A 17,938-nucleotide genomic window follows, 5' to 3' on the forward strand; every position below is an offset into this window, starting at 1 on the left:
GACAAGCTCCCGCCCGGGCCCCTCCCGCCTCGACCCGTCGACGTCTCCTCGGCGGCCGACGAGCCGCGAGGCTGTCTGTTCGCCCTCTCGCAGCCGCCGCTGATCCTCTTCCTCGGAGTGATCGGCGGCATCCTGCTGCTCAGCGCCGTGCACGATCTGCTGCTGCTGTGACCCGCGCCGCAGCTGTAAACGGGGCGGGACTGTCGAAGCGTGCCGGCGGGACGTGCCTATGCCTCGGCGGTGGTCGCCTGGGTGCTTTCGGCGGATTCCCGCTGCCGGGCCCGGTAGGCGGCCACGTGCAGGCGGTTGCCGCACGTCCGGCTGGAGCAGTAGCGCCGGGAGCGGTTGCGGGACAGGTCGATGAAGGCCCGGCGGCAGTCCGGGGCGGCGCAGCGGCGCAACCGCTCGCGCTCTCCGCCGACGATGAGGTAGCCGAGGGCCATGCCGCCGTCGGCCGCCAGGTGGTCGGCGACGCTCGCGCCGGGCGCGAAGTAGTGCACGTGCCAGTCGTAGCCGTCGTGGTCGGTGAGCTGCGGCGTCGTGCCGGCCTTGGCGACCAGGGCGTTCACCAGCTCGGCGGCGGTGCGGGTGTCGGGGGCGGCGAAGACCTCGGTGAAGCGTTCCCTGACCTCGCGTACGGCGGCGAGGTCGGACTCGGTGAGCCGGCCGACGCCGCTGATGCTGTTGCGTTCCACGTAACCGCGCAGGGCGTCGAGATCCGCGAGCGTGTCTGGCTGGTCCTCGTCCGCCGCGGTGTTGAGGAGATCGACGACGCCGTCGAGCGCGAACCGGGTGTCGTGGTTGATCAGCACGGTCGCTCCAGGCCGGTGGTGTACGTCAGCTTCTGTTCAGGTGTTCGTAGCTGACGGGAGACTCTATCTCCTAGCGTGCCTCAGGCCGCCGTCACCTGGGAGTGACGGCGGCCTGAACCGGCCATGCGCTTCCTGCCCGGGCGGCCGCCGGGCCGCCTGCCGTCGCCCCGAGTCGGACGGCAGACGGGTGCCGGCGGGTGGCGACCCGCCCGTGTTCCCGCCCGAGCGGCGCCGGTTTGACCACCGGCGCCGGTCGGACGGGCTCAGCTTTCGGCGAGGATGTGCGAAAGCTCGGTGTCGAGGTCGAAGTGTCGATGCTCGGTGCCGGGCGGCACCGCCGCGTCCGTTCGCTTGAGGAAGGACTCCAGAGCCCGCGCCGGGGCCTCCAGCAGAGCCTCACCCTCGGGGGAGCTGAGGGCGATGCAGACGACGCCCTGCCCGTGGCTTCGGGAGGGCCAGACTCGGACGTCTCCGGTGCCGGTGGGGCGGTGCAGCCCCTCCGCGAGGAGATCGCGGGCGAAGACCCACTCGACCGTCTCCTCGGCACCGGTGTGGAAGGTCGCATGTACCGCGTAGGGGTCGGCCGTGTCATACCGCAGGCCCGCGGGTACAGGCAGGGAGGACTCGCTGGATACAACGAGGCGCAGGTGCAGCTCGCAGCTGACCGTGGTGTTCATAAGCGCCAGGGCCTTTCGCTCAGTGTGCGCTCGGGGGTTCGCACGTCGGCGAAATCGACATGCCACCTACCGGCCGGTTGTAAACCCCTCTGCCGGATTTGGGCTTCTTCGACCCCATGAACACGGGGATCGGCAGTTTGTGAACTGCGTCCGTTGAGGTGAAGGCGGGTTCGCGCCGGTTTTCGAACGCGTATCCGAAGAGCGGTGCCGGTGTGGTGCCGAGGTGGTCACGGCGGGGTGTCGGCATGCGGTAGTGTTGGCGCCGCACCGCGGGCGATTAGCTCAGTGGGAGAGCGCTTCGTTCACACCGAAGAGGTCACTGGTTCGAACCCAGTATCGCCCACCGCGGACAAGAGGTCCGGAAGGCAAGCGAGCCTTCCGGACCTCTTGCGCGTTCCGGCGCCCCCTTGCGCGTTCCGGCGCCCGGGTCGTGCACGCGCGGGCTCGTGAACGTGGTTTGGAGGAGCGCTGACCTCCCTGTATGGTTCTACCCGTGCCGCAGGGCACAGGGGGCGATTAGCTCAGTGGGAGAGCGCTTCGTTCACACCGAAGAGGTCACTGGTTCGAACCCAGTATCGCCCACACACCCCACGCAGGGCCGGTCAGTCGCGGACGACCGGCCTTTGTCGTTCCCGGCGTCGTTTTCCGCCTTCCCGCCCGCCTTCGCCGTTCCGGTCCGGTCGCGGCGGGTAACCGCTTGGCGCGTGTGTGCCCGGGCTCGGTACGATTCCAGCCGCGGCCGGCGCTCGCCGCCGCATCCCGAGTCGAGTCAGGAGAGATCCGGTGTCAGACGTCCGTGTTGCCGTTCAACGCGATTCCGAGCGGGAAGAGCGCGTGGTGACCACGGGCACGACCGCCGGCGCGCTCTTCGAGGGGGAGCGGAACATCGTCGCGGCCCGGGTCGGCGGACAGCTGAGGGACCTGGCCCACCCGCTCGCCGACGGCGACGAGGTCGAGCCCGTCGACGTGAACAGCCCCGACGGTCTGGACATCCTGCGGCACTCCACCGCGCACGTGATGGCCCAGGCCGTGCAGGAGCTCTTCCCGGAGGCCAAGCTGGGCATCGGCCCGCCCGTCAAGGACGGCTTCTACTACGACTTCGACGTCGCCGAGCCCTTCCACCCGGACGATCTCAAGCGCATCGAGAAGAAGATGCAGGAGATCATCAAGCGCGGACAGCGCTTCTCCCGCCGGGTCACCACCGACGAGGAGGCCCGCCAGGAGCTGGCCGGCGAGCCCTACAAGCTCGAACTCATCGGACTCAAGGGCTCCGCCGCCGAGGCCGCCGAGGGCGCGTCCGCCGAGGTCGGCGCCGGCGAGCTGACCATCTACGACAACCTGGACGCCAAGACCGGCGAGCTGTGCTGGAAGGACCTCTGCCGGGGTCCCCACCTGCCCACCACCCGGCTCGTCCCGGCCTTCAAACTGATGCGCGTCGCCGCCGCGTACTGGCGGGGCAACGAGAAGAACAAGCAGCTCCAGCGGATCTACGGCACCGCCTGGCCCGCGAAGGACCAGCTGAAGGCGTACCTGGAGTTCCTCGCCGAGGCCGAGAAGCGCGACCACCGCAAGCTGGGCAGCGAGCTCGACCTGTTCTCCATCCCCGAGGAGATCGGCTCCGGCCTGGCCGTCTTCCACCCCAAGGGCGGCATCATCCGCCGGGTCATGGAGGACTACTCCCGCAAGCGGCACGAGGAGTCGGACTACGAGTTCGTCTACTCCCCGCACGCGACCAAGGGCACCCTCTTCGAGAAGTCGGGCCACCTGGACTGGTACGCCGACGGCATGTACCCGCCCATGCAGCTCGACGAGGGCCAGGACTACTACCTGAAGCCCATGAACTGCCCCATGCACAACCTGATCTTCGACGCGAGGGGCCGTTCCTACCGCGAACTGCCGCTGCGGCTCTTCGAGTTCGGCACGGTCTACCGCTACGAGAAGTCCGGCGTGGTGCACGGCCTCACCCGTGCGCGGGGCTTCACCCAGGACGACGCGCACATCTACTGCACCCGCGAGCAGATGGCCGACGAGCTGGACTCCCTGCTCACCTTCGTGCTGAACCTGCTGCGCGACTACGGCCTCGACGACTTCTACCTGGAGCTGTCCACCAAGGACCCGGAGAAGTCCATCGGCTCGGACGAGAACTGGGAGCAGGCCACCGAGGCGCTGCGCCAGGCCGCCGAGAAGCAGGGCCTGGAACTCGTCATGGACCCGGGCGGGGCGGCCTTCTACGGGCCCAAGATCTCCGTCCAGGCCAAGGACGCCATCGGCCGCACCTGGCAGATGTCGACGATCCAGGTGGACTTCAACCTGCCCGACCGCTTCGATCTGGAGTACACCGCAGCCGACGGCTCCCGGCAGCGGCCGGTGATGATCCACCGGGCGCTCTTCGGTTCCATCGAGCGCTTCTTCGCCGTCCTGCTGGAGCACTACGCGGGTGTCTTCCCGCCGTGGCTGGCCCCCGTGCAGGCCGTCGGCATCCCCATCGGCGACGACCACGTGCCGTACCTGCGGGAGTTCGCCGCCGAGGCGAAGGCCAAGGGCCTGCGGGTGGAGGTCGACGCCTCCTCCGACCGCATGCAGAAGAAGATCCGCAACGCCCAGAAGGCCAAGGTGCCGTTCATGGTCATCGCCGGCGACGACGACATGGCGGCCGGCGCGGTCAGCTTCCGCTACCGGGACGGCTCCCAGAAGAACGGCATCCCGCGCGAGGAGGCCATCGCGGAGATCCAGCGCGCCGTGGACTCCCGCGAGCAGGTCTGACAGCCCGCTGACGGTCGGGGCCCCGGGTGACCACCCGGGGCCCCGACCGCCGTCCGGACGCCATATGCTGGCCGGCATGACCAGCGAGCCGGAGCAGCAGATCGGAGTGGGGTCGCCGGACGCGTTCCAGCGGCTGTGGACACCCCACCGCATGGCGTACATCCAGGGGGAGAACAAGCCGAGCGGGTCCGCCGCGGGAGACGGCTGCCCCTTCTGCGAGATCCCCGCCAAGAGCGACGAGGACGGCCTGGTCGTCGCCCGGGGCGCGCACGTCTACGCGGTCCTGAACCTGTACCCGTACAACGGCGGCCACCTGATGGTGGTCCCCTTCCGGCACGTCGCCGACTACACCGACCTCACCGACGCGGAGACCGTCGAACTCGCCGACTTCACCAAGCGGGCCATGACCGCGCTGCGCGCCGCCTCCGGCGCGCACGGCTTCAACATCGGCATGAACCAGGGCGACGCCGCCGGCGCCGGCATCGCCGCCCACCTGCACCAGCACCTGGTGCCGCGCTGGGGCGGCGACACCAACTTCATGCCGGTCATCGGACACACCAAGGTGCTGCCGCAACTCCTCGCCGACACCCGGCGTCTGATCGCCGCCGCCTGGCCGGCGGACTGACCGGGCCGGCGCCCCGGGCGGGGCTCAGGCGTTGTACTCGTCCGCCTTGGTCGGCACGTGCGCCTGCACCGCGCCGCTGAGGAACTGCGAGCGGGCGCCGAACTTCTCCGTCGCCACACCGTTGTCCTCCAGCACCTTCAGCGCCGCGGTGTGCACCACCCGCAGCACCGGCGTCGCCGCCCGCAGCGCGTCGTCCGCCATGAAGCGGTGCCGCCACGGCTTGTCCGCCCAGGTGTGCCGCAGCCCGAACGGCTCCGGCAGTGTGAGCTTGCCGCCGAGGAAGTCCAGCACCGGCGGGAACCAGGTCAGCGGCGCCCGGGCGGCCAGCCGCACGACCTCCTTGGTGTCCACCAGCGGCAGCGGCACGCTCTTGGTCTCCCAGAACTTCACCGTCTTGCTGACCTGCTTGGCCTTCGGCGCCGGCTTGGTGGTGAACAGCGGATGCACCGGGCCGAGCGCGTGGCCGGTCACCTCGATGCGCAACGTGTGGTGCAGCACGGTGACGCTGATCAGCAGCGTCAGCACCAACTGGCCGTCCCACAGCACGAACTGGACACCGAGGTAGTGCCGGTTCCCACTGCCGAACTGCTGCTCGTTGCAGATCCGCTGGATCTCGAAGTCCTTGACCTGGTAGGCCTCGACCTCCTGGCCCTCCGGCCGGGAGACCGCCTTCGCGCCCTCACTGACCGGCGCCACGATCCAGTGCCGTATCGAGGGCTTGGGGAAGCCGCCGGTGTGCAGCGGCCCCCGCTCCAGCATCCGCAACTGGTCCTGGATCGCGCGGATCACGTCCCAGCTGCGGAACGGGTTGATCTCCTCCGCGTCCGGACTCGGCGTGAGCTCCTCGGCCAGCTGCCAGCTGCCCCAGCGGGTGCCCATGCCCAGTATCCCCTTGGGGCCCGCGTAGAAGACCAGGTTGCTGTTCTGCTCGGCGGCGAGCTGGGTCAGCGCCTTGCGCAGCCGTTCCGCGTCGGCGTCGTTGGGGTCCTGCGGCACCGTCTCCGGGATACGGGCCCCGACCCCGCCGCCGGAGAGCAGCCCCATCCAGCATTCGCGCAGCTCCTTCGCGTACCGCTCGCAGATCCGCTTGGCCAGGAACCAGCCGACGACCGGCGCCACGAGCATCACCCGCAGGTAGATCGCCAGGAAACCGCCCACCGGCAGCGTCACGGCGACCAGCAGCACCACGGCGGCCAGCGCCGCGAGCGCCAGCACGCCGAACGCCCCCGCCCGCTTGTTCTGTGCCCCCGCCAGCCACCGGCGCAGCTGGAAGCCGCCCAACCAGAGCAGCACCCCGGGCAGGAACAGCAGCCCGAGCAGCCCCATCACCGCCGTCAGCCGCGCGTCGCGCGCCTTGCGGAAGCGGGAGGCGGCCAGGCAGTGGTCGGCGATCACCTGCGGGTCGGTGCCGAAGGACTGGATCAGCGGCGCCCGCCCACCGCCGAGCATGCGCACCTGCACCGCCCGGGAGAACGCCTCACCCAGATTCGGCTCGAAGAGGGACAGTTTGGGAGGCTTCACCGACGCCTCGCCGTTCGCCTTCAGCAGGTCGGAGACGGGACCGTCCCGGTAGGCGCCGGAGGCGAGCGCCTGCGTCGCGGCGCTCTGGCCGGAGCCGGCGGAGAGCGGGACCTGCGCGCCGGGACTGAAGTCGACCGCCGCGCCCTGCTGCCTGCCGTCGTCGAAGCCGGCCACCCGTACCCCCACTGTCGTCCGCGCGTCGCACCATGGGCTGTTCCCAACCGGAATGCTCGCCACACATCCTGCCGGACCGTCAGACTATCGGTGTTCGGGTGCTCAGCCTGCCGCTTCCAGCATCCTGGCCGCCAACTGCTGCGGTACCGGCTCGTGTCGGAGGTGGCGGCGGGTGAACGCGCCGGAACCGTGCGCCAGCGACCTCAGCTCCACCGCGTAGCGCCCCAGCTCCCGTTCCGGGACCTCGGCGCGCACCCAGGTGCTGCCGCCCTCCTGCTGCTCGGTGCCGAGAACCCGCCCGCGCCGCGCGGACAGATCGCTGAGCACCGCGCCGACGTACTCGTCCGCCACCGTCACGCCCACCTCTGCGACCGGCTCCAGCAGCCGCAGCCCCGCCTCCTGCGCGGCCTCCCGCAGAGCGAGCGCGCCGGCGGTCTGGAACGCCGCGTCGGAGGAGTCCACCGAGTGCGCCTTGCCGTCCTTCAGCGTCACCCGCACGTCGACCAGCGGCCGTTCGCCGCGCAGCCCGGCCGCCGCCCGGGCACGTACGCCCTTCTCCACCGACGGAATGAACTGCCGGGGCACCGCGCCGCCCACCACCTCGTCCACGAACTCGATGCCGGAGCCGACCGGCAGCGGCTCCACGGTGATCTCGCACACCGCGTACTGGCCGTGCCCGCCGGACTGCTTGACGTGCCGGCCGCGCCCGGCGGCCGGACCGGCGAACGTCTCCCGCAGCTCCACGCGGTGCTCCTCGGTGTCCACCCGCACCCCGAACCGGCCGCGCAGCCGCTCCAGCGCCACGTCCCGGTGCGCCTCGCCCAGGCACCACAGCACCACCTGCCCGGTGGCCGGGTTCTGCTCGACGCGCAACGTCGGGTCCTCGGCGGCGAGCTTCGCCAGGCCCTGGGAGAAGCGGTCCTCGTCCGCCTTGCCGTGCGCCCGCACCGGCACCGGCAGCAGCGGGTCCGGCAGTTCCCAGGCGGGCATCAGCAGTGGGTCGGCGCGGTCCGAGAGCGTGTCACCGGTCTCCGCCCCGGTCAGCCGCGCCACGCACGCCAGATCGCCGGCGACGGCCTGCCCGAGCGGACGCTGGTGACGGCCGAACGGCGAGGTCAGCGCGCCCACCCTGACGTCCAGATCATGGTCCTCGTGGCCCCGGTCGGCCAGCCCGTGGCCGCAGACGTGCACCGGGGTGTCCGGCCGCAGCGTCCCGGAGAACACCCGCACCAGCGCCACCCGGCCGACGTACGGGTCGGACGCAAGCCGCACCACCTCCGCGACCAGCGGGCCGGACGGATCACAGGCCGGCTCGGCGCGGGGCTCGCCGTCCGTGGTGGTCACCGGCGGCAGCGCCCGCTCACGCGGGGTGGGGAAGCCGCGCGCGACCAGTTCCAGCACCTCCACCGTGCCGAGCGCCTGCTCGACGTCGACGGCGGCCGGCGCCGCCACCAGGACCGGATGGAACACCGCCCGCGCCACCGCCTTCTCCAGGTCGGTGACCAGCAGCGGCGCGTCCACCTCCGCGCCCGCCGCGTAGCGGTCCATCAGCGCCTCGTCCTCGCTCTCGGCGATCACCCCCTCGATCAGCCGCTCACGCGCCCCGGCCAGCCGGGCCACCTCGCCGTCCTGCGGCGGCCGCACCTCGCGGCGGCCGGCCGAGTAGTCGACGACCTGCCCGGTGAGCAGCGCTGCCAGTCCGGTCACCGGCGGATGCCCGTCCGCGCCCGGTTCCCCGGTGATCGGCAGGTGCAGCGGCAGCACGGCGTCCGGGTCGGCACCGCCGAAGGCGTCCCGGCACAGCGCGACCATCTCGTCGAAGTCGGCGCGGACGGCGTCCAGATGCGTCAGCACGATCGCCCGCGGCGTGCCGACGGCGGCGCACTCACGCCACAGCGCCCGGGTGCCGGCGTCCACCCCGTCGGCTGCCGAGATCACGAAGAGCGCCGCGTCCGCCGCGCGCAGCCCGGCCCGCAGCTCGCCCAGGAAGTCCGCATGCCCCGGGGTGTCCAGCAGGTTGATCCGCAGCCCGTCCCAGTCCAGCGGCACCACCGACAACTGCACCGAACGGCCCTGCCGCTGCTCGATCTCGTCATGGTCGGAGACGGTCGTGCCGTCCTCCACCCGGCCCGAGCGCGACAGCGCGCCCGAGGCCCGCGCCAACGCCTCCGCCAGGGTCGTCTTGCCCGACCCGCTCGGACCGACCAGCGCCACGTTGCGCAGGCCCTCCGGGTCCGCCACCTCGCGGACCCTGTCGGGGGCCTGCGTCACCGTCCCGTTCCTGTCGCCCATGAGCCCGCCTCCGCCGCTCGGCAACCGGTCCCTTCGAGCTTTCCACCGCCGGGCCGGGTCGTCCACACGTCGCGGCCGAAGACGTGCGGTGCGCGCCCCGACCCACCGGACGGGGCCCGGTCCGTGCGCGCCGGCCGAGCGGCGCGTGGCTACGATGGGCCAGCCGGTGGCCGAACGCCACACGGCTCGATCGACCATTCGGGACGGCAATGCTGAACAAGTACGCGCGTGCCTTCTTCACGCGTGTCTTCACACCGCTCGCCGCTCTGCTCCTGCGGCTGGGCGTCAGCCCTGACGCGGTCACCCTCGTCGGTACCGGCGGCGTGGTCGCCGGCGCGTTGGTGTTCTACCCGCAGGGCCACTTCTTCTGGGGCACGGTCTTCATCACCGTGTTCGTCTTCTCCGACATGCTGGACGGCAACATGGCCCGGCAGTCGGGTCGATCGAGCCGGTGGGGCGCCTTCCTCGACTCCACACTGGACCGGGTGGCCGACTCGGCCGTCTTCGGCGGCCTGGCCCTGTGGTACGCGGGGCAGGGCGACAGCGTGACACTCTGCGCGGTGTCGATCTTCTGCCTGGCGAGCGGCCAGGTCGTCTCGTACACGAAGGCGCGCGGCGAGAGCATCGGCCTGCCGGTGAACGTCAACGGGCTGGTCGAGCGGTCCGAGCGGCTGGTGCTCACCCTGGTGTGCACGGGTCTCGCGGGCTTCGCGGCCTTCGGCGTGCCCTACATCGAGGTGCTGCTGCCGATCGCGCTGTGGACCGTGGCGCTGGGCAGCTGTGTCACGCTGGGACAGCGGGTCGTCACCGTCCGCCGGGAGGCCGCCGAGGCGGACGCGGCCGAGCGGGCCGCCACGGCCACCGCCGACCGCCCCACGGACGCCGACGCCCCCGACCCGTCCGCCGCCACCGGGGACCCGACGGACGCCAAGCCCTCCGGCACACCCCGGAGGTCCGACACCGACCGGGGGAGTGGAGCGGCGTGAGGGAACGACTCACCGACGGCTTGTACGGGCTGGGCTGGGGAGTGGTCAAGCGACTGCCCGAGCGCAGCGCCGCCGGCCTCGGCCGTACGGTCGCCGACCGCACCTGGAAACGACAGGGCAAGGCGGTGCGGCAGCTGGAGGCGAACCTCGCCCGTGTGGTGCCCGACGCCTCTCCCGAACGCCTCAGAGAGCTGTCCCGCGCCGGCATGCGCTCCTACCTGCGCTACTGGATGGAGGCGTTCCGGCTGCCCGCCTGGAGCAGGGAGCGGATCGGCCGCAGCGTCTACATCCACGACCTGCACCACCTCACCGACTCGCACGCCGCCGGCGGCGGCACCGTGCTCGCCCTGCCCCACCTGGCCAACTGGGACCTCGCCGGCGCCTGGCTCGCCAGCCACCTCGGTATCCCCTTCACCACCGTCGCCGAACGTCTCAAGCCGGAGTCGCTGTACGACCGGTTCGTCGCCTACCGCGAGGGCCTGGGCATGGAGGTGCTGCCGCACGAGGGCGGCGCCGCCTTCGGCACCCTCGCCCGGCGGATGCGGGCCGGCGGCATGGCCGCCCTCGTCGCCGACCGCGACCTGTCCGCCTCCGGCATCGAGGTGGACTTCTTCGGCGAGAAGACCCGGATGCCCGGCGGCCCCGCGCTGCTCGCGCTCCAGACCGGCGCCCGGCTGCTGCCCGCCACCCTCTGGTACGACGGCACCCCCGTACTCAAGGGCCGCGTCCACCCCGCGGTGGCGGTGCCGACCGAGGGCACCCGCGCCGAGAAGGCCGCCGTGATGACCCAGGAGATGGCCGACCGCTTCGCCGAAGGCATCGCCGCCCACCCCGAGGACTGGCACATGCTGCAACGACTGTGGCTCTCCGACCTGGAGCCGCGCGGCGCCGACAGCAGCGGGTACGGCGGCGGGGACACGACGTCCGCGCCCGCCGCCCCGCTTCCCCAGGCGCGACCCTCCGACGGCGCGGCGGCCGACCGGCGGACGTCGCACACCGGCGGCGAGACGGGAACGGCACCGTGAGGATCGGCATCGTCTGCCCCTACTCGTGGGACGTGCCCGGCGGCGTCCAGTTCCACATCCGCGACCTGGCCGAGCACCTGATCGGACTGGGCCACGAGGTCTCCGTACTCGCCCCGGCGGAAGAGGGCACGCTGCTGCCGCCGTACGTCGTCTCCGCCGGCCGGGCAGTGCCTGTGCCCTACAACGGCTCGGTGGCGCGGCTGAACTTCGGCGTGCTCTCCGCCGCCCGCACCCGTCGCTGGGTGAACGAGGGCGACTTCGACGTCCTGCACCTGCACGAACCCGCCGCGCCCTCGCTCGCCCTGCTCGCCTGCTGGGCCGCGAGCGGCCCCGTCGTCGCCACCTTCCACACCTCCAACCCGCGCTCACGCGCCATGATGGCCGCCTACCCGATCCTCCAGGCCGCCCTGGAGAAGATCAGCGCGCGCATCGCGGTGAGCGAGTACGCCCGCCGGACGCTCGTCGAGCACCTGGGCGGGGACGCCGTGGTCATCCCCAACGGCGTGGACGTGGACTTCTTCGCCTCCGCGGAGCCCAAGACCGAGTGGCAGGGCGAGACCATCGGCTTCATCGGCCGGATCGACGAGTCCCGCAAGGGACTGCCGGTCCTGATGCGCGCCCTGCCCGAGATCCTGCGCCGCCGCCCCGGGGCCCGGCTCCTGGTGGCCGGGCGCGGCGACGAACGCGAGGCCGTAGCCGACCTGCCGGAAGAACTGCGCGAGCGCGTCGAGTTCCTCGGCATGGTCAGCGACGAGGACAAGGCCCGCCTGCTGCGCAGCGTCGACGTGTACGTGGCGCCCAACCTGGGCGGGGAGAGCTTCGGCATCATCCTCGTGGAGGCCATGTCGGCCGGGGCGCCCGTGCTCGCCAGCGACCTGGACGCGTTCGCCCAGGTGCTGGACGGCGGACGCGCGGGTGAACTGTTCCCCAACGAGGACGCCGACGCGCTCGCCGAGGCCTGCGTCCGGCTGCTGTCCGACCCGGAGCGGCGGGCGGAGCTGCGCGCGCACGCCTCCCGGCACGTACGGCGCTTCGACTGGTCGACGGTCGGCGCCGACGTGCTCGCCGTCTACGAGACGGTCATCGAGGGCGCGGCGGGCTCCACGACGGGCTCTTCCGCGGACTCCGACGCCGAGCCGGACGCCGCCGGGTCGGCGGCCGCGGACCCCGGGTCCGTCGCGGCGGACGGACGGCCCCGCGCGACGGGCTGGCGCCGGCCCTGGGGGTGACGGCGCCGGCCGGTACTGTAGCCAGCCGTGACGACCTTCACCTGGCTCATCCTGGCCGCCGCCGCGCTGCTGCTGATCGCGGTCTACCTCAGCTGGACCGCCGGCCGGCTCGACCGCCTGCACAGCCGGATCGACGCCGCCCGCGCCGCACTCGACGCCCAGCTGCTGCGCCGCGCCTCGGTGGCCCAGGAACTGGCCACCTCCGGCGTGCTCGACCCGGCCGCCTCGATGGTCCTCCACCAGGCCGCCCACCGGGCCCGCCAGGCCGAGGAGGAGGAACGGGAGGTCGCCGAGAGCGAGTTCAGCCAGGCGCTGCGCGCGGTCTTCGCCGATCAGGCCCAGGTGGCGGCGGTGCGCGAGGTCCCGGGCGGCGAGGAGAGCATCGAGGAGCTGACCGCCGCCGTGCGCCGGGTGCCGATGGCCCGCCGCTTCCACAACGACGCGGTGCGCGCCGCGCGGGCGCTGCGCCGGCACCGCAAGGTGCGGCTCTTCCGACTGGCCGGCCATGCCCCCTCCCCGCAGGCCTTCGAGATGGACGACGAGCCCCCGGCGGTCCTCGACGACCGCAGCAACAACGCCTAGCCGCGACCCGCAGCGGGGGTTGCCGCAGGCCACTGACCGCGAATTGGCCCTTGCCGCCCGGGCCGGGCCCGTCTTTTATCAGTTGAGGAGCACGACCGCGCCCGAAGTGGACCTGGTGGCCGGTCGGTCGTCCGACAGGACGGGCCTACGATGGCCCTGTCGCACTTTCCCCGTCGAGTGAGGTCAAACCGTGTCCAGCACGTCTCCCAGCACGTCCGAAGCCACCGCCCCCGCCACCGGCACCGCCCGGGTCAAGCGCGGCATGGCCGAGCAGCTCAAGGGCGGCGTGATCATGGACGTGGTCACCCCCGAGCAGGCCAAGATCGCCGAGGACGCCGGCGCGGTCGCGGTCATGGCGCTGGAGCGCGTCCCGGCCGACATCCGCAAGGACGGCGGCGTCGCCCGGATGTCCGACCCCGACATGATCGAGGGCATCATCGACGCCGTCTCGATCCCGGTGATGGCCAAGTCCCGCATCGGCCACTTCGTGGAGGCCCAGATCCTCCAGGCGCTCGGCGTCGACTACATCGACGAGTCCGAGGTGCTCACCCCGGCCGACGAGGTCAACCACAGCGACAAGTTCGCCTTCACCACGCCGTTCGTCTGCGGCGCCACCAACCTCGGTGAGGCCCTGCGCCGCATCGCCGAGGGCGCGGCGATGATCCGCTCCAAGGGCGAGGCGGGCACCGGCAACGTCGTCGAGGCCGTCCGGCACATGCGCCAGATCAAGGGCGACATCAGCCGTCTGCGCGGCCTGGACAACCACGAGCTGTACGCCGCCGCCAAGGAGCTGCGCGCCCCCTACGAGCTGGTCAAGGAGGTCGCCGAGCTGGGCAAGCTGCCGGTGGTGCTGTTCTCCGCCGGTGGTGTCGCGACCCCGGCCGACGCCGCCCTGATGCGCCAGCTCGGCGCCGAGGGTGTGTTCGTCGGTTCCGGCATCTTCAAGTCGGGCGACCCGGCCAAGCGCGCCGCCGCCATCGTGAAGGCCACCACCTTCTACGACGACCCCAAGGTCATCGCCGACGCCTCGCGCAACCTGGGCGAGGCCATGGTCGGCATCAACTGCGACACCCTGCCGGAGACCGAGCGCTACGCCAGCCGCGGCTGGTGACGCGGGCCTGCACGGCAGGCCGTGAGCGCCGCAGCTGACGTGGGGGCACCTCCCCGGGGCGTCCCCGGGCGGGTGCCCCCGTCCGCGTTTCGCAGCAAGATCAGGAGAGTCGTCTTGAGTACCGAAGCCACCACCTCCCAGCCCGTCGTCGGCGTCCTCGCCCTCCAGGGCGACGTGCGCGAGCACCTGACCGCGCTGCGCGCGGCCGGCGCCGACGCGCGCGAGGTGCGCCGACCCGAGGAACTGGCCGAGGTCGACGGCCTGGTCATCCCCGGCGGCGAGTCCACCACCATGTCCAAGCTGGCCACGATCTTCGGTCTGCTGGAGCCGCTGCGCGAGCGGGTGCGGGCGGGCATGCCCGCCTACGGCTCCTGCGCCGGCATGATCATGCTCGCCGACAAGATCCTCGACCCGCGCAGCGGCCAGGAGACGATCGGCGGCATCGACATGATCGTCCGCCGCAACGCCTTCGGCCGGCAGAACGAGTCGTTCGAGGCGGCGCTGGAGATGACCGGCCTGGCGGGCGGGCCCGTCGAGGGTGTGTTCATCCGGGCGCCCTGGGTGGAGTCCACCGGTGCCGCCACGGAGGTGCTGGCCACCTACGACGGACACCCGGTGGCGGTTCGTCAGGGCCCCCTGCTGGCCACCTCCTTCCACCCGGAGCTGACCGGCGACCACCGCGTCCACCGGCTGTTCACCGACATGGTCCGGGCCGCGACGCCCGCCCGTTGACCCGGCGGGAGGGCGCAAGCCGTGCCGCCGGCCGGTCGGCGGTAGGATCAGGCGCGTTGGTTCTGTCGGTGACATCAAAGGAGCGAGGCTGTGTCCGGCCACTCTAAGTGGGCAACCACCAAGCACAAGAAGGCCGTGATCGACGCCAAGCGCGGCAAGCTCTTCGCCAAGCTGATCAAGAACGTCGAGGTGGCGGCACGGCTGGGCGGCGCCGACCCGGAAGGCAACCCCACGCTCTACGACGCCATCCAGAAGGCCAAGAAGAGCTCGGTACCGAACAAGAACATCGACAGCGCGGTCAAGCGCGGCGCCGGTCTCGAGGCGGGCGGCGCCGACTACGAGACGATCATGTACGAGGGCTACGGCCCCAACGGCGTCGCGCTGCTCATCGAGTGCCTCACCGACAACCGCAACCGCGCCGCCTCCGACGTGCGCGTGGCGATGACCCGCAACGGCGGCTCGATGGCCGACCCGGGCTCGGTCTCCTACCTGTTCAACCGCAAGGGCGTCATCATCGTCCCCAAGGGCGAGCTGAGCGAGGACGACGTGCTGGGCGCGGTGCTCGACGCCGGCGTCGAGGAGGTCAACGACCTCGGCGAGTCCTTCGAGGTGCTGAGCGAGGCCGGCGACCTGGTGGCCGTCCGTACCGCGCTCCAGGAGGCCGGCATCGACTACGACTCCGCCGAGGCGAACTTCGTCCCCTCGGTGCAGGTCGAGCTGGACGAGGAGGGCGCGCGTAAGATCTTCAAGCTGATCGACGCCCTGGAGGACAGCGACGACGTGCAGAACGTCTTCGCCAACTTCGACGTGTCCGACGAGGTCATGGCCAAGGTCGACGCCTGACGCCGTCGGCGGCGGGACGCTGCCGCCGTGTCGAACCAAGACGGGCCGGCTGGGGGGACATCCCCCCGCCGGCCCGTCGGCGCACCGACACCGGCCGGGCGCGGGGGTGTTGTCAGAGCAGGGGGCTACGCTTCCCCGGAAGCCGGCGGCCGTTTCTCGGCGGCCGGGAAGAGATACGGACGCGGGTCGTCAGCGGGGAGGTACCGGTGCTGGTGCTCGGGGTCGATCCGGGCCTTACCCGGTGCGGCGTCGGCGTGGTCGAGGGCAGTGCCGGGCGGTCCCTGCGGATGGCCGGGGTCGGCGTGGTGCGCACGCCGAGCGACGCGGACACCGCGCACCGGCTGTTGGCCGTCGAGCGAGGGCTCGAGGAGTGGCTGGACCGGCACCGCCCCGACGTCGTGGCCGTCGAGCGGGTCTTCAGCCAGCACAACGTCAGCACGGTGATGGGCACGGCGCAGGCCAGCGCGGTCGCCATGCTGTGCGCCGCCCGGCGCGGGCTGCCGGTCGTCCTGCACACGCCCAGCGAGGTCAAGGCGGCCGTCACCGGCTCGGGCCGGGCTGAGAAGGCGCAGGTGGGCGCGATGGTCGCGCGGCTGCTGCGGCTGACGGAACCGCCCCGCCCGGCGGACGCCGCCGACGCGCTCGCGCTGGCCATCTGCCACATCTGGCGGGCGCCCGCGCTCGGGCGGCTCCAGGCGGCCGCCGCCCGCCAGAACCCGTCCACCGGCGGTGCTCCCGGCCGCGCCGCCGGCGGTGTTCCCGGTCGTCCTACCGGCCGCGCCGCCGTTCGTCCCCGTAGCAGGAAGGGCAGCAGCACATGATCGCCTTTGTCGAGGGCCGGGTGGCCGCCGTCGCGCCGGACGGCGCGGTCGTCTCCGTCGGCGGCGTCGGACTGAGCGTCCAGTGCACCCCCGGCACGCTCGCCGGGCTGCGGGTCGACGAGTCCGCCAGGCTGGCCACGTCCCTGGTCGTCCGCGAGGACTCCCTCACCCTCTACGGCTTCGCCGACGAGGACGAGCGGCAGGTCTTCGAACTCCTCCAGACCGCCAGCGGCGTGGGTCCCAGGCTCGCCCAGGCCATGCTCGCCGTGCACACCCCCGACGCGCTACGCACGGCGGTCGCCTCCGGCGACGAGAAGGCGCTCACCGCCGTGCCGGGCATCGGCAAGAAGGGCGCACAGAAGCTGTTGCTGGAGCTGAAGGACCGGCTGGGCGCCCCCCGGGGGCCGGTGCGTGCCGGCCGCGCGGCTCCGGCCGCCGCCCCCGCGGGGTGGCGGGACCAGCTCGGCGGTGCCCTGGTGGGGCTCGGCTACTCCGCCAGGGAGGCCGAGGAGGCGGTGGCCGCGGTGGAGCCGCGCGCCGAGGAGACCCTTGCCCAGGGCGGCAGCCCGCAGGTCGGGGAGCTGCTGCGGGCAGCCCTCCAGACCCTCAACCGCGCCCGCTGACGCCGCCCGCGCGGCGCCGGACAAGACCACCGAACTCGACGAAAGACCGATGATGACCTGGGACGACGGCAGCACCGACGGCGCCTACCGGGCCGGCCTGGACGACCTGACGCCGGGCGGCCCGGCGGGGGAGGCCGAGCGGCTGGTGGACGCCGGCGCGGACAGCGAGGACAGCGCCGTGGAGGCGGCGCTGCGCCCGAAGAGCCTGGCCGAGTTCGTCGGTCAGCCCAAGGTGAGGCAGCAACTCGATCTGGTGTTGAAGGCTGCGCGGCAGCGCGGCGCGAGCGCCGACCACGTACTGCTCTCGGGCGCCCCCGGGCTCGGCAAGACGACGCTCTCGATGATCATCGCTTCCGAGATGGGCGCCCCCATCCGCATCACCTCGGGCCCGGCCATCCAGCACGCCGGCGACCTCGCGGCCATCCTGTCCTCCCTCCAGGAGGGCGAGGTGCTGTTCCTCGACGAGATCCACCGCATGTCCCGGCCCGCCGAGGAGATGCTGTACATGGCGATGGAGGACTTCCGCGTCGACGTGATCGTCGGCAAGGGGCCGGGGGCAACCGCCATCCCGCTCGAGCTGCCGCCGTTCACCCTGGTCGGCGCCACCACCCGGGCCGGACTGCTGCCGCCGCCGCTGCGCGACCGGTTCGGCTTCACCGCGCACATGGAGTTCTACGAGCCCGAGGAGCTGGAGCGCGTCGTGCACCGATCGGCCCGGCTGCTGGACGTCGCGGTCGACGAGGCCGGCGCCGCCGAGATCGCCGGGCGCTCGCGGGGCACCCCGCGCATCGCCAACCGGCTGCTGCGCCGGGTCCGCGACTACGCGCAGGTCGAGGCCGAGGGCCACGTCACCAGGGAGATCGCCGCCCGGGCGCTGGCGGTGTACGAGGTCGACGAGCGCGGACTGGACCGGCTCGACCGCGCGGTGCTCCAGGCACTGCTCAAGCTGTTCGGCGGCGGCCCGGTGGGCCTGTCGACGCTGGCCGTCGCCGTGGGGGAGGAGCGCGAGACGGTCGAGGAGGTCGCCGAACCGTTCCTGGTGCGGGAGGGGCTGCTCGCCAGGACGCCGCGCGGACGGGTCGCCACCCCGGCCGCCTGGGCACATCTGGGCTTGACCCCGCC

16 protein-coding genes and 2 tRNA genes are annotated in these 17,938 nt (G+C 72.4%); 14 read left to right on the forward strand and 4 right to left on the reverse strand.

From position 1 onward, the window contains the following. Positions 1 to 227 precede the first annotated feature (227 nt). Both FNX44_RS11350 and FNX44_RS11355 read right to left on the reverse strand, forming a co-directional pair. Positions 228 to 812, reverse strand: a complete 585-nt coding sequence (locus FNX44_RS11350; RefSeq protein ID WP_143647926.1) for a CGNR zinc finger domain-containing protein — start codon at positions 810 to 812, stop codon at positions 228 to 230. A 263-nt stretch (positions 813 to 1,075) separates the two neighbouring features. After that, positions 1,076 to 1,489 carry an SsgA family sporulation/cell division regulator gene (locus FNX44_RS11355; RefSeq protein ID WP_003959770.1) on the reverse strand — a complete coding sequence of 138 codons (414 nt, stop codon included), beginning with the start codon at positions 1,487 to 1,489 and terminating at the stop codon, positions 1,076 to 1,078. 271 nt (positions 1,490 to 1,760) lie between these two features. On the opposite strand from FNX44_RS11355, the gene FNX44_RS11360 reads away from it, so the two are divergent. From FNX44_RS11360 to FNX44_RS11375, 4 genes are all read left to right on the forward strand, one after another. After that, positions 1,761 to 1,832: transfer RNA gene (locus FNX44_RS11360), tRNA-Val, on the forward strand. Between the two features lie 167 nt (positions 1,833 to 1,999). Then, positions 2,000 to 2,071, forward strand: a tRNA-Val gene (locus tag FNX44_RS11365). A gap of 201 nt (positions 2,072 to 2,272) precedes the next feature. Beyond that, positions 2,273 to 4,252, forward strand: coding sequence for a threonine--tRNA ligase (thrS, locus tag FNX44_RS11370; RefSeq protein WP_143647927.1), 1,980 nt, complete (start codon positions 2,273 to 2,275; stop codon positions 4,250 to 4,252). A 64-nt stretch (positions 4,253 to 4,316) separates the two neighbouring features. After that, positions 4,317 to 4,877, forward strand: coding sequence for an HIT family protein (locus tag FNX44_RS11375; RefSeq protein WP_143647928.1), 561 nt, complete (start codon positions 4,317 to 4,319; stop codon positions 4,875 to 4,877). Between the two features lie 24 nt (positions 4,878 to 4,901). On the opposite strand, the gene FNX44_RS11380 is transcribed toward FNX44_RS11375, so the two are convergent. Both FNX44_RS11380 and FNX44_RS11385 read right to left on the reverse strand, forming a co-directional pair. Then, the gene (locus tag FNX44_RS11380) at positions 4,902 to 6,572 is read right to left on the reverse strand and encodes an AbeC-like domain-containing protein (RefSeq protein WP_143647929.1); all 1,671 of its coding nucleotides are present in this window, start codon (positions 6,570 to 6,572) and stop codon (positions 4,902 to 4,904) included. Between the two features lie 102 nt (positions 6,573 to 6,674). Then, positions 6,675 to 8,864, reverse strand: coding sequence for an elongation factor G-like protein EF-G2 (locus FNX44_RS11385; RefSeq protein ID WP_143647930.1), 2,190 nt, complete (start codon positions 8,862 to 8,864; stop codon positions 6,675 to 6,677). Between the two features lie 209 nt (positions 8,865 to 9,073). Between FNX44_RS11385 and pgsA the strand changes: the two genes are divergently transcribed. The 10 genes from pgsA to ruvB all read left to right on the forward strand — a co-directional run. Next, entirely contained in the window at positions 9,074 to 9,850 is a 777-nt protein-coding gene (gene pgsA / locus FNX44_RS11390; protein ID WP_143647931.1) for a phosphatidylinositol phosphate synthase, read from the forward strand. Beyond that, complete coding sequence (locus FNX44_RS11395) at positions 9,847 to 10,875, forward strand: phosphatidylinositol mannoside acyltransferase (RefSeq protein WP_143647932.1); 1,029 nt, start codon at positions 9,847 to 9,849, stop codon at positions 10,873 to 10,875. The genes pgsA and FNX44_RS11395 overlap by 4 nt, the downstream gene beginning before the upstream one ends. Next, positions 10,872 to 12,104 (forward strand): glycosyltransferase family 4 protein, encoded by a 1,233-nt coding sequence (locus FNX44_RS11400; protein WP_143647933.1) that lies wholly within the window; start codon positions 10,872 to 10,874, stop codon positions 12,102 to 12,104. Before FNX44_RS11395 ends, FNX44_RS11400 begins: the two co-directional genes overlap by 4 nt. A gap of 27 nt (positions 12,105 to 12,131) precedes the next feature. Beyond that, positions 12,132 to 12,686 (forward strand): hypothetical protein, encoded by a 555-nt coding sequence (locus FNX44_RS11405; protein WP_143647934.1) that lies wholly within the window; start codon positions 12,132 to 12,134, stop codon positions 12,684 to 12,686. Between the two features lie 190 nt (positions 12,687 to 12,876). Then, complete coding sequence (gene pdxS / locus FNX44_RS11410) at positions 12,877 to 13,797, forward strand: pyridoxal 5'-phosphate synthase lyase subunit PdxS (RefSeq protein WP_143647935.1); 921 nt, start codon at positions 12,877 to 12,879, stop codon at positions 13,795 to 13,797. Between the two features lie 114 nt (positions 13,798 to 13,911). After that, positions 13,912 to 14,529: a pyridoxal 5'-phosphate synthase glutaminase subunit PdxT gene (gene pdxT / locus FNX44_RS11415; protein ID WP_143647936.1), complete on the forward strand. Its 618-nt coding sequence runs from the start codon at positions 13,912 to 13,914 to the stop codon at positions 14,527 to 14,529. A 90-nt stretch (positions 14,530 to 14,619) separates the two neighbouring features. Next, the gene (locus FNX44_RS11420; protein ID WP_143647937.1) at positions 14,620 to 15,372 is read left to right on the forward strand and encodes a YebC/PmpR family DNA-binding transcriptional regulator; all 753 of its coding nucleotides are present in this window, start codon (positions 14,620 to 14,622) and stop codon (positions 15,370 to 15,372) included. A 206-nt stretch (positions 15,373 to 15,578) separates the two neighbouring features. Beyond that, on the forward strand, positions 15,579 to 16,193 hold the full coding sequence (gene ruvC, locus FNX44_RS11425; RefSeq protein WP_143647938.1) for a crossover junction endodeoxyribonuclease RuvC: 615 nt from the start codon (positions 15,579 to 15,581) through the stop codon (positions 16,191 to 16,193). Further along, positions 16,190 to 16,816: a Holliday junction branch migration protein RuvA gene (ruvA, locus tag FNX44_RS11430; protein WP_143647939.1), complete on the forward strand. Its 627-nt coding sequence runs from the start codon at positions 16,190 to 16,192 to the stop codon at positions 16,814 to 16,816. The genes ruvC and ruvA overlap by 4 nt, the downstream gene beginning before the upstream one ends. A gap of 52 nt (positions 16,817 to 16,868) precedes the next feature. After that, positions 16,869 to 17,938: Holliday junction branch migration DNA helicase RuvB (gene ruvB, locus FNX44_RS11435; RefSeq protein ID WP_143647940.1), on the forward strand; the 1,070-nt coding region annotated here is incomplete at its 3' end.

Origin of the sequence: Streptomyces alkaliterrae, assembly GCF_007097205.2 — a bacterium.
GTDB classification, from domain to species: Bacteria; Actinomycetota; Actinomycetes; order Streptomycetales; family Streptomycetaceae; genus Streptomyces; species Streptomyces alkaliterrae.